Origin of the sequence: Phytoamicus setariae, from assembly GCF_016722925.1 — a bacterium.
Lineage (GTDB): Bacteria > Pseudomonadota > Alphaproteobacteria > Rhizobiales > Rhizobiaceae > Rhizobium_E > Rhizobium_E setariae.
On the sequence record NZ_JAEQNC010000015.1, the window covers coordinates 1 to 13305 of the forward strand.

15 protein-coding genes are annotated in these 13305 nt (G+C 59.5%); 11 read left to right on the plus strand and 4 right to left on the minus strand.

Going from position 1 to position 13305, the window contains the following annotated elements; translation table 11 throughout:
• Nucleotides 1-173: 173 nt before the first annotated feature.
• From JJB09_RS21790 to JJB09_RS21800, 3 genes are all read right to left on the minus strand, one after another.
• A complete protein-coding gene (locus JJB09_RS21790; protein ID WP_201663201.1) occupies nt 174-920 on the minus strand; it encodes a Bax inhibitor-1/YccA family protein in 747 nt (248 codons plus the stop codon).
• A 209-nt stretch (nt 921-1129) separates the two neighbouring features.
• Complete coding sequence (locus JJB09_RS21795) at nt 1130-3688, minus strand: ABC transporter permease (RefSeq protein ID WP_201663202.1); 2559 nt, start codon at nt 3686-3688, stop codon at nt 1130-1132.
• A complete protein-coding gene (locus JJB09_RS21800) occupies nt 3685-4365 on the minus strand; it encodes an ATP-binding cassette domain-containing protein (protein WP_201663203.1) in 681 nt (226 codons plus the stop codon). The genes JJB09_RS21795 and JJB09_RS21800 overlap by 4 nt, the downstream gene beginning before the upstream one ends.
• A 54-nt stretch (nt 4366-4419) precedes the next feature.
• On the opposite strand from JJB09_RS21800, the gene JJB09_RS21805 reads away from it, so the two are divergent.
• The 3 genes from JJB09_RS21805 (at nt 4420) to JJB09_RS21815 (ending at nt 6254) form a co-directional block, all read left to right on the plus strand.
• Nucleotides 4420-5055 (plus strand): arylesterase, encoded by a 636-nt coding sequence (locus JJB09_RS21805; RefSeq protein WP_201663204.1) that lies wholly within the window; start codon nt 4420-4422, stop codon nt 5053-5055.
• 97 nt (nt 5056-5152) lie between these two features.
• Nucleotides 5153-5731, plus strand: coding sequence for an RNA 2',3'-cyclic phosphodiesterase (thpR, locus tag JJB09_RS21810; RefSeq protein ID WP_201663205.1), 579 nt, complete (start codon nt 5153-5155; stop codon nt 5729-5731).
• Between the two features lie 193 nt (nt 5732-5924).
• A complete protein-coding gene (locus JJB09_RS21815) occupies nt 5925-6254 on the plus strand; it encodes a hypothetical protein (protein WP_201663206.1) in 330 nt (109 codons plus the stop codon).
• Nucleotides 6255-6258: 4 nt separating this feature from the next.
• Here the strand turns inward: JJB09_RS21815 and JJB09_RS21820 are convergent, their stop codons facing one another.
• Nucleotides 6259-6732: a low molecular weight protein-tyrosine-phosphatase gene (locus JJB09_RS21820; RefSeq protein WP_201663207.1), complete on the minus strand. Its 474-nt coding sequence runs from the start codon at nt 6730-6732 to the stop codon at nt 6259-6261.
• Nucleotides 6733-6769: 37 nt separating this feature from the next.
• Here JJB09_RS21820 and JJB09_RS21825 point away from each other — a divergent pair, with 37 nt between their 5' ends.
• From JJB09_RS21825 to JJB09_RS21860, 8 genes are all read left to right on the plus strand, one after another.
• On the plus strand, nt 6770-7069 hold the full coding sequence (locus JJB09_RS21825) for a 4a-hydroxytetrahydrobiopterin dehydratase (RefSeq protein ID WP_201663208.1): 300 nt from the start codon (nt 6770-6772) through the stop codon (nt 7067-7069).
• A 78-nt stretch (nt 7070-7147) separates the two neighbouring features.
• The gene (locus JJB09_RS21830; RefSeq protein WP_201663209.1) at nt 7148-7528 is read left to right on the plus strand and encodes a YkvA family protein; all 381 of its coding nucleotides are present in this window, start codon (nt 7148-7150) and stop codon (nt 7526-7528) included.
• Nucleotides 7529-7784: 256 nt separating this feature from the next.
• On the plus strand, nt 7785-8294 hold the full coding sequence (locus JJB09_RS21835; protein ID WP_201663210.1) for an invasion associated locus B family protein: 510 nt from the start codon (nt 7785-7787) through the stop codon (nt 8292-8294).
• 238 nt (nt 8295-8532) lie between these two features.
• Entirely contained in the window at nt 8533-9705 is a 1173-nt protein-coding gene (gene rlmN / locus JJB09_RS21840; RefSeq protein WP_425523764.1) for a dual-specificity RNA methyltransferase RlmN, read from the plus strand.
• 142 nt (nt 9706-9847) lie between these two features.
• Nucleotides 9848-10801 carry an ABC transporter substrate-binding protein gene (locus JJB09_RS21845; protein WP_201663212.1) on the plus strand — a complete coding sequence of 318 codons (954 nt, stop codon included), beginning with the start codon at nt 9848-9850 and terminating at the stop codon, nt 10799-10801.
• Between the two features lie 88 nt (nt 10802-10889).
• Entirely contained in the window at nt 10890-11771 is an 882-nt protein-coding gene (locus JJB09_RS21850) for an ABC transporter permease subunit (protein WP_201663213.1), read from the plus strand.
• Nucleotides 11768-12562, plus strand: a complete 795-nt coding sequence (locus JJB09_RS21855; RefSeq protein ID WP_201663214.1) for an ABC transporter ATP-binding protein — start codon at nt 11768-11770, stop codon at nt 12560-12562. The genes JJB09_RS21850 and JJB09_RS21855 overlap by 4 nt, the downstream gene beginning before the upstream one ends.
• A 100-nt stretch (nt 12563-12662) precedes the next feature.
• A complete protein-coding gene (locus JJB09_RS21860; RefSeq protein ID WP_246748883.1) occupies nt 12663-13289 on the plus strand; it encodes a DUF1287 domain-containing protein in 627 nt (208 codons plus the stop codon).
• Nucleotides 13290-13305 lie beyond the last annotated feature (16 nt).

Here is a 13305-nt window from a genome sequence, read left to right on the forward strand (position 1 = left end):
TTCGTCCATAGAACCTCCGTTCTGTGTCGCGCATAAAATAGCGGTCCAAGCACGGAGGTCTCTCAACTACGATGTAGAACACGTCCAGTCCTCCACCGTAGGTGGAGGTTTACTTACTTCATAGCAAAAGGGCGGCATGAATGCCGCCCTTGATCGTCTGGCCTTCGGCCCGTTTATTCCTTGTTGCCCATGAAGCGCAGCAAGAAGAGGAACAGGTTGATGAAGTCCATGTACAGGTTCAGCGCGCCCATGATGGCCTTCTTGCCGGCAGCTTCGAAACCGTCGCCTTCGAAGTACATTTCCTTGATCTTCTGTGTGTCCCAGGCGGTGAGGCCGGCAAACACCAGCACGCCGATCGCCGACACAGCGAAATCAAGCGCCGAAGACTTGAGGAAGATGTTGACCACGGAAGCGATGATCAGACCGAACAGGCCCATCATCAGGAAGGAGCCCATGGCGGAAAGAGACCGCTTGGTCGTGTAGCCGTAGAGCGAGAGCGCCGCAAACGAAGCAGCCGTGACCGCGAAAGTCTTCACAATGCTGGCATCGGTGTAGACCATGAACACGCTGGCCAGCGAAGCGCCGACGAGAGCCGCATAGATCCAGAAGGTCAGCTGAGCCGCAAACAGGCTCATCTTTTCAATCCTGAAGCTCAGGAAGAAGACGAGGCCGAGTGGAGCAAGCAGCACAACCCAACGCAGCGGGCTGGCGAAAATGGCGGTGCCGAAAGCCGTCAGCTGTCCGTTGGAAACCGCTGCTTCAGCAAAGGCGTAGGCAACGAGACCCGTCAGCGCAACGCCGAGTGCCATCAGGTTGTAGACCTTGAGCATGTAGGACCGCAGGCCCTGGTCGATCTCGGCATCGGTACGACCGAGAGCCGGATTGCTCATTCGGGTTTGGAAGTCTCTGATATCAGACATAGTTCCCTCAAACAAAGCTCCGTTTTGCCAAGATCACGGTACCGGACCATAGGCCACCCATGGCGGTCATCGCCCGTGCGCCGCTGCGGAGCTCCAGCAAGCATTCCGGGAATATGGGGTGCCTTTCCGATTGAAGCAAGGGCCCAACCATGACAAAAGAGTCATGTTTTACCACCTGCGATAATCTATGTCGGCAATTTCCCGCATAACTACAGTTCACGAAGCACCGGCGCAGCTTTCTGTCCGAGGACGGACCAAGTGCCAATCAGCCCTGTTCCGGCAGTGAGAACGAGCGCAATCAGCACGGTGCCAACTGCGGTTCCGGTCAGGAATGTGAACGGTAACTCCATGATCTCTGTGACAGCATACCACGAAGCACCCGCCGCTGCCAGCAGCGCAAACGCAGATGCCGATAGGCCGAGCAGGAAATACTCGTAAAGGTATGCCCGCATCAGCATTGTCCTTCGTGCGCCGAGTGTTTTCAGCACCACTGCATCGTGGATGCGCGCCCGATTGCCTGCAGCGATGGCGCCCGCCAGCACCAGCACCGACACCAGCAGCGCAATGGATGCTGCAGCGCGCACGCCGATCGCCAGCTGACCCACCAGGCCGGCGGCGACGTCCAGTGCATCCTTGACCCGGATGGTGGTGATGCCGGGATAGGCATTGGTGACGGCATTCATCACGGTGGCGTCCTGAGCGCTGGTGGCGCCGGTATCCGTCAACGTTGCGAGCCAGGCATGCGGCGCGCCCTTGAAGGTGTTTGGCGAGAACACCATGACGAAGTTGATCGACATCGAACGCCATTCCACTGCACGGAAATTGGCGATCCTGGCGGTAATGCTCCGGCCAAGCACATTGACCGTGACGGTGTCGCCGATCCTGAGACCGAGTTCGCGTCCTTCTTCACCGGAGAAAGAGACGAGTGGCTCGCCATTGTAGTCGGCAGTCCACCATTGTCCTTCGTCGAGGGAGGCGTTGGCGGGCAGCATGTCGGAGTAGGTGATGCCGCGGTCGCCCTGCAGCACCCAGCGGGCTGCCTGCGGTATAGACCGCTTCTGGACGTCCTCGCCGTTGAAGGCGACGATCCGGCCACGAAGCATCGGCACCTCAGCGACCTTTCCGGCCGGAGCCTTCTGTTGGACCAGCTCGCGAAAGCCTTCTACATCCTTACCCTGAATATCGACGAAGAAGAAGTTCGGCGCTTTCTCGGCAAGCGCACCGGAAAGGTTGCCCCTGAGATTACCCTCGATCAGCGCCAGCGACGCCAGCAACGTCAGGCCAAGGCCGAGCGAGAGAACGACCGGAGCCGTCAAAGCGCCGGGCCGGTGTATATTGCCGATCGCAAGCCGGAGTGCTGGCGAGCTGACCTTCGGAGCGTGCCGCGCAATGGCCGAAATGCCCAGCGCAACCAGTCGCAGCACGACGAAAGCGACGGCTGTCGATCCCAGAAATGCCGTTGCGATGAAGCGGTCTTCCGATGAGAATATGGCAAGGGCTGCCACCAGCCCGAAGGCGATGAAGGCGCCGATATAGTATCGCATCGGCACCCGGCGCCATCCTTCATAGCTCTGCGAGCGAAAGAGTTCGGTGGCGCGAACGAGCCGTGCCCGGCCGAGCGGCAGGATCGAGAAAGCCACCGTCGTCAGCAGTCCGAACAGTGCTGCGATCCCAAGGGCGACCGGATAGAGCGGAAAGCTGTCCGGGACGGGCAGGAAGCCGCGCAGGAAATAGGTCGCGACCGGCGTGATCGCTGCCCCAATAACCACACCAGCTGTCACCGCGATGGTGGCAATGGCGAGGATCTGGATCATGTAGATCGTAACGATCAGATGTCCCGGCGCGCCGAGACTCTTGAACGAGGCGATCACCTGCCGTTTTTGGTCGAGAAAAGCGCTGACGGCATTTGCGACGCCGACGCCACCGGCGGCAAGCGCGGCAAGCCCCACCAGCGTGAGAAAATCCGAAAAGCGTTTGATGTTGTCCGACAGTGAAGGTGCCGCATTGTTGGCACCGCGGATCGACCATCCCGCCTCGGGAAACTTCGCTTCCGCTTGCCGTTTGAGCTGACGGGCTTTTCGGTCGGGGTCATCGAGCTTGATCCGGTAGTTGTTGTCGATCAGGCTGCCGGTTCGAACCAGCCCGGTCCTGGCCAGCGCGTCACGCGAAATGAGGATACGAGGCGCAAAGGCAAAGCCGTCGGAGAGCAGGTCGGGCTCGGAGACGATCGTGGCGCGGATGACGAAGGACAGTTCGCCGAGAAGCACATGGTCGCCGATCTTCAGACCCAGCCTGTCCATCAGCGCGGGTTGGACGACGGCTCCGTAGAGGCCGGCATCTTCGGCCAGCAAGTTCGACAAGGGCCGGTCCGGCTGCGCTATGAAACGCCCATAGAGCGGATAGGCGCCATCGACCGCTTTGAGTTCGGCCAGCGCCTGGCTGGATTTGTCGGCAAGGCGCGCCATCGATCGCAGGTTGCTGCTGAGGGAAACCTTGCCGAGGCTTTCGAGATAGGCCAGTTCCTCGGGTTTGGCCTCGCGCTGCTTCAGGCCAAAGCGGATGTCACCCGCAAGGATCTCGCTGCCTTGTGCGCGGATGGCGCTGGTCATTGCCCGGCCGACCGAGTTGACTCCGGCAATGGCGGCGGTGCCAAGCAGTATACAGAGGATGAAGACATAGAAGCCCCTCAGTCCGCCGCGCATCTCACGAAGCGCAAAACGAAAGGCAAGCGGGAAACTCTTGAGGGCCGTTGCGATACCGAACATCATTCACCCGCATCGATGATCTGGCCAGAGCGGATCCTTATCTGCCGCTCGCACCGGGCCGCCAGAGATGCATCGTGGGTGACGAGTACCAGCGTCATGCCGCGTTCGGCCTGTTCGGAGAAAATCAGGTCGGCGATCTGCCGCCCGGTTTCGGTGTCGAGATTGCCGGTCGGTTCGTCGGCAATCAACAGTTCCGGCGATGGCGCCAGCGCACGCGCAATGGCCACGCGTTGCTGCTCGCCTCCCGAAAGCTGGCCGGGATAGTGGCTCAGGCGTTCGCCCAGGCCGACGGCTTCCAGTTCCTTGCGGGCGATGTCGAAAGCGTCCCTGCGGCCAGCAAGTTCGAGCGGCACGGCGACATTTTCCAATGCCGTCATATTGGGAATGAGGTGAAAAGACTGGAAGACGATGCCGATGTTGCGGCCCCGGAACGCCGCAAGCGTGTCCTCGTCTGCGTCGTGGAGCGGCTGGCCGGAAATTCGGATTTCACCGGCATCCAGCTTTTCGAGGCCTGCGAGAACCATTAGCAGCGTCGATTTGCCGGAGCCCGACGGGCCTGTGATGCCGTTGGACGTGCCCTTGCCGATTTTGAGTCCAAGTCCTTTCAGGACATGTACGGCGCTTGCGCCATGACCGAGTGTAAGGTCAGCATCTTTCAGCTCGATGATGGTGTCATCCACGCAGTCAGTCCCTATATTGTCCGAAAACCTGACTGGAAATCTAGGAGTGGCGGGATGACATTTAAAGCTCTGGGTCGTGCTTTCTTCGCCGTAACGCTGTTTGCGCTCGCAGCGGCCAAAAGCGAAGCACAGACGATCAGCATCGTCGGCTTCGGCGATTCGCTGATGGCGGGCTATGAATTGCCGCCAGAAGAAGCGTTCGCCGCGCAGCTTGAAAGCCTCCTCAAGGCCCGGGGCCACGATGTCACGATCACCAATGCCGGCGTGTCCGGCGACACGACCGCCGATGGTCTGGCGCGGCTCGACTGGTCCATTCCCGACGGCACGAAAGGCGTGATCCTCGAACTCGGTGCCAACGATGCGCTCCGGGGACTTTCGCCAGAGGAAAGCCAGAGTAATCTCGATGCCATGCTGACCCGGCTTAAACAGCGCAACATCCCGGTCCTGCTCGCGGGCATGGTGGCACCGCCGAACATGGGCGCCGACTATGAGGCAAAGTTTAACCCCATCTACAAAACCTTGGCAGAAAAGTACGGGGTGATGCTCTATCCGTTCTTTCTCGACGGGGTGGCGATGCAGCCGGAGTTGCAATTGAAAGACGGCATGCATCCGAATGGACAGGGAACTAAGCGAATGGCCGAGAAGTTTCTGCCAGTGGCGGAAGCGTTCCTTAAAAACATCACCCGATAACTAATTTGGGACAGGGGAGGCAAAACAGAATTATCGATTGCGCCAATGGCCATTCGGTGATTCGCTGGACGTATCGAAGCGAATCGAGGAGCTACCAATGCCCAGATTATTCACCGCTCTCGAAATTCCGCAAAGCGCAGCATTGAGCCTGTCGTTGTTGCGCGGCGGCGTTCCTGGCGCTCGCTGGATCGACAGGGAGAACTTTCATATCACCCTGCGCTTCATCGGCGATGTCGACCACCGGACTGCCGACGAAGTGATCGAAGCCTTTGACAGGGTCCGCCGGCAGCAATTCGAACTTTCGCTTTCCGGTACCGGTTTCTTCGGTTCGAAGAAACCACACAGCATCTGGGCGGGTGTGCGCCAGACGCCGGCGCTGATGGCGCTTCAGGCGGATCAAGAGCGTATCTGCCAGCGCATGGGTCTGCCCGCCGAGCCGCGCAAATTCACCCCGCATGTGACATTGGCGAGATTGAAGAATGCCCGGGTCGATGACGTCGTTCACTACCTGACCGGGCGCGGCAATTTCGAAGCCGGGCCGTTTACGGTGACGCGCTTCGTGCTGATGTCGTCGCGTGATTCCGTCGGCGGAGGACCTTATGTCGTCGAGGAAGGCTATCCCCTCGACATGCCGATCGCCGCAAAGCCACTGCGCCTCGGAGAGTTGAGGGTCTAGGCACCAGTTCCCAGGATAGGAACCCCGGTCTTGACGGTATTTGCGGGCGAGGCAGGACTGCATTTTTGGCGCGGGACATCTCGTCCGCAATCGACATTGTTCGCGATTTCATGAATGGTTGCTTTACAAGCAATCCTCTAGATCCCATAAGGGGCCTGTGAGTTATCGGGACAATTTCGCACGGAAGTATTGTATGAAAAGGACTGTGATATGCGCGCTGCTGCTGCTGGCAGGTTGCGCGAAAATGCCGGACGACATTTCCGCCGCGCCGGTTTCGGCCGATCCTTATATGCAGATGTCATGCGAGAGCCTGGCGTCGGAGCGCGCGGCCAAGCAGGCGGATTACGATCGCATTGCCAAGGTTCAGACCGAGACATCGAAACGCGACGAAGCCTGGATGGCGATCGTTCACGTACCCGTTGCATCGATGAGCAACGGCGACAACGAACCGCACATCGCGACACTAAAAGGTCAGCTGAACGCCATCTCGAAGGCTTCGCAAGCCAAGGGTTGCAGGGTCTGAGCCTCTATTTGTTGGCAAACAGGGTGGCGATCAGCGTTTCGCAGCCCTTTTCCAGCATATCGTAGACCTCCTCGAAGTCGCTCATATCGCCATAATAGGGATCGGGCACATCGCGCCGTTCACCGCTGACAAAGTCCATGAACAGATGGATGTCGGCGGACGAGTCGTGCGGGGCCATCTTGACGAGGTCCCTGAGGTTGTCGCGGTCCATCGCGAAAATCAGATCGAACGCGTTGAAATCGGCAGGTCTGACCTTTCTTCCTCGCAGCGGCGCGATGTCGATGCCGTGATTGCTTGCAGTTTTGATCGAGCGTGGATCAGGCGGATCGCCCTGATGCCAGCCGCCGGTGCCGGCCGAATCCGTTTCTATGAGATGGGCAAGTCCTCGATCGTCTGCGAGATGCCGGAGTATGCCTTCGCCGAGCGGCGAGCGGCAGATATTGCCGAGACAAACAAAAAGAATTCGCCGTTTATCCATGATATCATGCCCGCCTGTTGCTGCCGGGAGTCTGGAGATGAGTCGCGAAAAATTGTCCAGCCAAGAAATTGCCGAAGCGCTTGGCGCATTGGCCGGGTGGGAGATGGCTGATGAAAGCACAGCCATCGAGAAGACCTTCCGGTTTTCCGGTTTTCCGCAGGCCTTCGGTTTCATGGCCGAATGCGCCCTGTTTGCCGAGAAGATCGACCATCATCCGGAATGGAGCAATGTCTACAGAACGGTGGTCGTCAAGCTGTCCACCCATTCGGCAAAAGGGCTGACAAAACTGGATTTCGATCTCGCCGCCTTCATGGACAAGGCTGCATCGCACCATTGAATGAGCCGGGGCAAGCCCCCATATCGCCAAAGACCTCTCACGTTTAGCGGGAGGAGAGAAAGGTGTGTCGAGGATACGATGGATGACATCAAGATTGGCGAAATCCTGTTGCCGGGCGAGGAATCCGATACCGAACGGCGCGCGCGCAAGGTGAAGTCCGGCTTCTGGCCTGTGTTCAGGAAGGCCTTCAGGCAATTGCCGTTCGCCCGTGATGTCGCCGCGGGTTATTACTGCGCAATCGACCCGACCACGCCAAAGACAGTTAGGGCAATTCTGATCGCGGCGCTTGCCTATTTCGTCATGCCGTTCGACATGCTGCCCGACCTGTTAGCAGTCGTCGGATTTACAGACGACGTCGCCGTGTTGGCTGCAGCGATAGCGGCCGTGCGCGCCAATATCAGGCCCGATCACTACGCCAGGGCGGACGAGGCGCTCGACGGAGCCGACGTCAAACGGTGAACCCTTGCGTGCTAAGCTGGGGCATGTTGATGTTTCGCCAAATTCTTGCCTGATTCTTCGCCTCATGAACGAAGCGGCTTGCTGCGGTCCGAATCCGCAACCGGCTGCGGGAAGCATTCCGTGCCATTACGGTGCAAATGTCGAGCCGAAGCTGCAGGCGTTGACCGTTTGGTAACCTGAATTAAGTCATAATGAACGCAAAAAAGTGGATGCGTTCGCATCCCGGCTGACCATCGAGTGAAATCGGAAGGATAACATGTTCGCGAGAAAACTGGCTGCCGCCATCATGGCCGTTATGGTCGTTGCTTCATCCGCCGCCGCCCAGGCGCCGACCCGCATAGAGCAGTTCAAAGCATGGGGCGCATATTTTTATCAGGGGTCCTCGGGTAAAGTCTGCTATGTACTCACCGTTCCCGATCCCAAGCAACGGACGCCGGCTTCTGTCGATCACGGCGATGTCTTCTTCCTCGTGACCCAGCGTCCGGGACAGAATATTTCCTACGAGCCGCAGGCCATGCTCGGTTACGAGTTGCAGGCGGGCTCGAAAGTGAGCGTCAAGATCGATGAGAAGACGTTCACGATGTTCACCAAGGGCAAGTCGGCCTGGCTGGAAAATGCCGCCGAGGAGCCTGCGCTTGTGGCTGCAATGCGCACTGGCAAGTCCATGACCATGGGCGCGGTCTCCAAGAAGGGCACCCAGACCGGTTATGTCTTTTCGCTTTCCGGCATATCGGCGGCGCTGAAGAAGATCGAAGGCTGCCAGTAAGCCCGGCCAGCCGGAATTGCACATCAGGGTCGGCATCGCCGGCCCTTTTTTGCTTGTACGGACGGGGATGACTCGACGGCAAAATGATGCTATGCGGGCGCAAACTCTCCCACATGACTGGGACACAGCCGTTTGCCCCGACTGAAAGTCGGCTAGGCACGGCCCATAGGAATCTGACATGACCGCATTGGATACATTGAGCGCCGCTGCTCCCCAACCCGTGGCTGTTTCGCCCGCAATGTTCGAAACGCGCCCATCGCTTATCGGCCTTTCACGCGAGGATCTCGCCACGGCGTTGATTGAGAAGGGCGTGTCCGAGCGCCAGGTAAAGATGCGCGTGCAGCAGATCTGGCATTGGCTCTATGTGCGCGGCATTTCCGATTTCGACGATATGCTGAATGTTTCACGCGACCTGCGCGAGCTTCTCAGGACGCATTTTACCATTGCTCGCCCGGAAGTCGTCGAGGAACAGATTTCCAATGACGGCACCCGCAAGTGGCTTCTGCGCTTTCCGCCGCGTGGCGCCGGCCGACCGGTCGAAGTGGAAACGGTGTATATACCCGAGGAAGGTCGCGGCACGCTCTGCGTCTCTTCCCAGGTCGGTTGCACGCTGACCTGCGATTTCTGTCACACCGGCACCCAGCGGCTGGTGCGCAACCTGACGGCGGAGGAAATCCTGTCGCAGTTGCTGCTGGCGCGCGACCGGCTCGGCGATTTCCCGGACAAGGAAGTGCCTCAGGGCGCCGTCGTGCCGTCGGAGGGCCGCAAGGTCTCCAACATGGTCATGATGGGCATGGGCGAGCCGCTCTACAATTTCGAAAACGTCAAGACGGCGCTGCTCATTGCAACCGATGGCGACGGGCTGTCTCTGTCGAGGCGCCGCGTCACGCTTTCGACCTCCGGCGTCGTGCCGGAAATCTACCGCACCGGCGAGGAGATCGGCGTGATGCTGGCGATTTCCCTGCATGCGGTGCGCGACGATCTGCGCGACACGCTGGTGCCAATCAACAAGAAATTCCCGCTCAAGCAGTTGATGGAAGCCTGCCGGGCCTATCCCGGTCTTTCCAATGCCCGTCGCATCACCTTCGAATATGTCATGCTCAAGGGCGTCAATGACTCGCTTGCGGATGCGCGTGATCTGGTCAAGTTGCTCAGGGGTGTGCCGGCCAAGATCAATCTCATTCCCTTCAATCCCTGGCCGGGCTCGAAATACGAGTGCTCGGAATGGGAAACGATCGAGGCTTTTGCCGATTTCATCAATCAGGCCGGCTATGCGTCGCCGATCCGTACGCCGCGCGGTCGCGACATTCTCGCCGCCTGCGGCCAGCTGAAGTCGGAATCCGAGAGGATGCGCAAGACCGACAGGCTGGCGTTCGAAGCGATGATGATTGCCAACCACGGCGAGGACTAAGCCGCCACGCGTTCCATTCCAGATCGTTATGGACCCATTCTTTTGCATGAATCCACCGCGCAGGACAGCTTGCGCGATTGATTTTGGGTGTCCGCCTGCCTAAGAGAGAGGCAGAAATAACTGAATATGGAGGACACCCATTATGCGTAAGCTTATTCTCGCGCTTGCAGCCGCCAGTGCGCTGGTCATGCCGGCAAAGGCCGAAGAGGTTACTGTCGCGATCACCGCGATCGTCGAACATCCGGCGCTCGACGCTGCTCGTGATGGCGTCAAGGCAGCACTTGCTGAAGCCGGCTACAAGGAAGGCGAGAACATCAAGTTCCTCTATGAGTCTGCGCAGGGTAACCCGGGCACCGCCGCCCAGATCGCGCGCCAGTTCGTCGGCGAGGAGCCGACTGTGATCGTTCCGATCTCCACACCTTCCGCTCAGGCCGTCGTTGCCGCCACCCGCGATATCCCGGTTGTCTTCACGGCAGTCTCCGATCCGGTCGGCGCACAGCTGGTCAAGGACATGGAAAAGCCGGGCGGCAATGTCACCGGCCTTTCCGACATGTCGCCGGTTGCCGATCACATCAAGCTGATCAAGGAAATCAGCCCGAATGTGAAGAACCTCGGCTTCGTCTACAACACGGCCGAAGCCAACTCGGTCTCGACGCTCGCTGCCATGAAGGCTGAAGCTGAAAAGGCTGGCGTGACCATCGTCGAATCCGTCGCCACCAAGTCGTCTGAAGTGCAGGGCGCGACCCGCGCACTGATCGGTCGCGTCGATGCCGTCTACATCCCGACCGACAACACGATCGTCTCGGCGCTCGAAGCTGCTGTCGGCGTTGCGGAAGAAGCCAAGATCCCGCTCTATTCCGGTGATACCGACTCGGTCGCCCGCGGTGCGCTTGCTTCGGTCAGCTTTAATTACTTCGATGTGGGCAAGCAGACGGGCGCTATCGTCGCACGCGTCCTCAAGGGTGAAAAGCCTGGTGATATCGCGGTTCGCGTGGCAGCCGGCAGTGATCTGGTGATCAACAAGAAGGCAGCGGCCAAGATGGGCGTCACCTTCTCGGACGATCTGGTCAAGCGCGCCACCAAGGTCATCGAGTAAGCTACAACCGGGCGGGGCCTAACGGCTCCGCCCCAATTCATGCCCCGCCATCCTTCGGCCGGCATGAAAAGAATAGGAACGAACCGCCGTGAGTCAAATCGCCTTCTGGGGTGCCGTGGAACTGGGCCTCGTCTTCGCCTTCGTCGCGATCGGGGTCTATCTGGCCTTTCGCGTTCTCGATTTTCCTGATTTGACCGTCGACGGATCTTTCCCATTGGGTGCTGCTGTCGCAGCGGTCCTGATCATCGCCGGGTTAAATCCATGGCTGGCCACAGCCATCGCCATGGTGGCGGGCGCGGCCGCGGGCATCGTCACCGCGACGCTGAATGTCCGCTTCAAGATCCTCAATCTTCTCGCCTCGATCCTGACGATGATTGCGCTCTTTTCCGTCAATCTGCGCGTCATGGGCAAACCGAATGTCGCGCTGCTCAACGAAACGACGATGCTGAGCCCGTTCTACGGCCTGGGGCTGAAGGAATATCTCGTCCGGCCGTTGTTCATCTTCGTGCTTGTCGCTATCGCCGTCCTCCTTGTCTGGCGCTTCCTTGAAAGCGACGCGGGACTGGCGATGCGGGCCACGGGCACCAACGCGCGCATGGCGCGCGCCCAGGGCGTCAAGACAGGCAACCAGATCTATCTCGGCATTGCCATTTCCAACGCGCTCGTTGCCCTCGGCGGCGCACTGTTTGCCCAGACCAACGGTTTTGCCGATGTCACTTCCGGCGTCGGCACGATTGTCGTCGGCCTGGCGGCTGTGATCGTTGGCGAGACGCTGTTCGGCAAGCGTGGCCTGATGATGGCGCTGATCGGTTGCGTCGTCGGCTCGATCCTCTATCGCCTCGCCATCCAGCTTGCGCTTTCCACCGATGCGCTCGGCCTCAAGGCGTCCGATCTCAATCTGGTAACCGCCGTTCTGGTCGCCGTCGCACTCATTCTGCCGAGGCTGCGCCGCGGAGGAGCATCGACATGATTTCCGTAGAAAAGCTGCAGGTCGTTTTTGGTCGCGGAACGCCGCTCGAAAAGCAGGCCCTTTCCGGACTCGACCTGACCATCGAAACCGGCTCCTTCGTCACCGTCATCGGCTCGAACGGCGCGGGAAAATCGACCTTGCTCGGCGTGCTCGCCGGCGATGTGCTACCCACATCCGGACGCGTGACGATCGGAACCACGGACGTGACGCGCAAGCCGACCGCCAGCCGCGCCGGCCTCGTCGCCCGCGTCTTCCAGGATCCGCTGGCCGGCAGCTGTGGCCCGCTGTCGATCGAGGAAAATCTGGCGCTGGCCTATACGCGCGGCCAGTCGCGCGGACTTGCGCCGGCGCTTAGCGGAAAGCGGCGCGACTATTTCCGCGAACGTATTGCCGAGCTCAACCTCGGGCTTGAAAACCGGATGAAGGACCGCATGGACCTGCTTTCCGGCGGTCAGCGTCAGGCGGTGTCGCTCGTCATGGCAACACTGAGCGGCTCGGAAGTGCTGCTTCTCGACGAGCATACGGCAGCACTCGATCCGGGCATGGCCGAGTTCATCATGGAGCTCACCCAGAAGGTCGTCTCCGATCGCAAGCTGACGACACTGATGGTGACGCATTCGATGCGTCAGGCGCTCGATTTCGGCACGCGCACGGTGATGCTGCATGGCGGCGAAGTCGTGCTCGACGTTACCGGCGACAACCGGAAGAACATGCAGGTCGAGGACCTGATCGCCATGTTCCGCAAGATCCGCGGCCAGACGCTGGACGATGACGCATTGCTGATCGGTTAAGGCGCGACCCGCTCCGAAATCCTGCAAGGCAAGGTAGCGGCAGACAACAATTCGCCGGAATTGGGTAAGACGATCCTGAGATGAATTGAAGGGGTCGTTGATGCTTTCACGGCGTTTGTTTGTAACAGGATCATTGGTTGCCGGCGCCGGCTATTTCGCGCTGCCGACCACGCGGCCCGCTTCCGCCGGAATGCTTCCGGCTGAGGACTGGGCCGGAAAGCTCATCACCGCTGCGGCAAAGCAGGTCGGCGTGACGCTTGTCTACGACCCCTCCTATACAAAGCTCGACTATCCGGGTGGCGACGTACCGCGTTTCAAGGGCGTGTGTACGGATGTCATCATCCGGGCTTATCGCGATGCTTTCGGTGTCGATCTGCAGAAGCTGGTTCATGATGACATGAAGAGCGCCTTTTCCGCCTATCCGAAGACGTGGGGTCTGAAAGCGCCCGACAGCAATATCGACCATCGCCGCGTGCCAAACCTGCAGACATTTCTGAAACGGCGCAAGGCCGACCGCCCGATCAGCATGCATGGTCTCGATTACCAGCCAGGCGATATAGTCACCCAGAGGCTGCCGGGCAACAAGACGCATATCGTGCTCGTCTCCAACCAGTTAAATCCACAGGGGTCACGGCCACTCGCCATTCACAATATCGGCTGGGGTGCTCGGATAGAGGATGTTCTTTTCGCTTACGACGTGACGGGGCATTATCGTTCCATGGGTTGACAGACGCATCATTCCG

Coding starts and splice junctions, on each gene's coding strand:
- JJB09_RS21790 (WP_201663201.1), bottom strand. CDS start 920: ATGTCTGATATCAGAGACTTCCAAACCCGAATGAGCAATCCGGCTCTC.
- JJB09_RS21795 (WP_201663202.1), bottom strand. CDS start 3,688: ATGATGTTCGGTATCGCAACGGCCCTCAAGAGTTTCCCGCTTGCCTTT.
- JJB09_RS21805 (WP_201663204.1), top strand. CDS start 4,420: ATGACATTTAAAGCTCTGGGTCGTGCTTTCTTCGCCGTAACGCTGTTT.
- thpR (WP_201663205.1), top strand. CDS start 5,153: ATGCCCAGATTATTCACCGCTCTCGAAATTCCGCAAAGCGCAGCATTG.
- JJB09_RS21815 (WP_201663206.1), top strand. CDS start 5,925: ATGAAAAGGACTGTGATATGCGCGCTGCTGCTGCTGGCAGGTTGCGCG.
- JJB09_RS21820 (WP_201663207.1), bottom strand. CDS start 6,732: ATGGATAAACGGCGAATTCTTTTTGTTTGTCTCGGCAATATCTGCCGC.
- JJB09_RS21825 (WP_201663208.1), top strand. CDS start 6,770: ATGAGTCGCGAAAAATTGTCCAGCCAAGAAATTGCCGAAGCGCTTGGC.
- JJB09_RS21830 (WP_201663209.1), top strand. CDS start 7,148: ATGGATGACATCAAGATTGGCGAAATCCTGTTGCCGGGCGAGGAATCC.
- JJB09_RS21835 (WP_201663210.1), top strand. CDS start 7,785: ATGTTCGCGAGAAAACTGGCTGCCGCCATCATGGCCGTTATGGTCGTT.
- rlmN (WP_425523764.1), top strand. CDS start 8,533: ATGTTCGAAACGCGCCCATCGCTTATCGGCCTTTCACGCGAGGATCTC.
- JJB09_RS21845 (WP_201663212.1), top strand. CDS start 9,848: ATGCGTAAGCTTATTCTCGCGCTTGCAGCCGCCAGTGCGCTGGTCATG.
- JJB09_RS21855 (WP_201663214.1), top strand. CDS start 11,768: ATGATTTCCGTAGAAAAGCTGCAGGTCGTTTTTGGTCGCGGAACGCCG.
- JJB09_RS21860 (WP_246748883.1), top strand. CDS start 12,663: ATGCTTTCACGGCGTTTGTTTGTAACAGGATCATTGGTTGCCGGCGCC.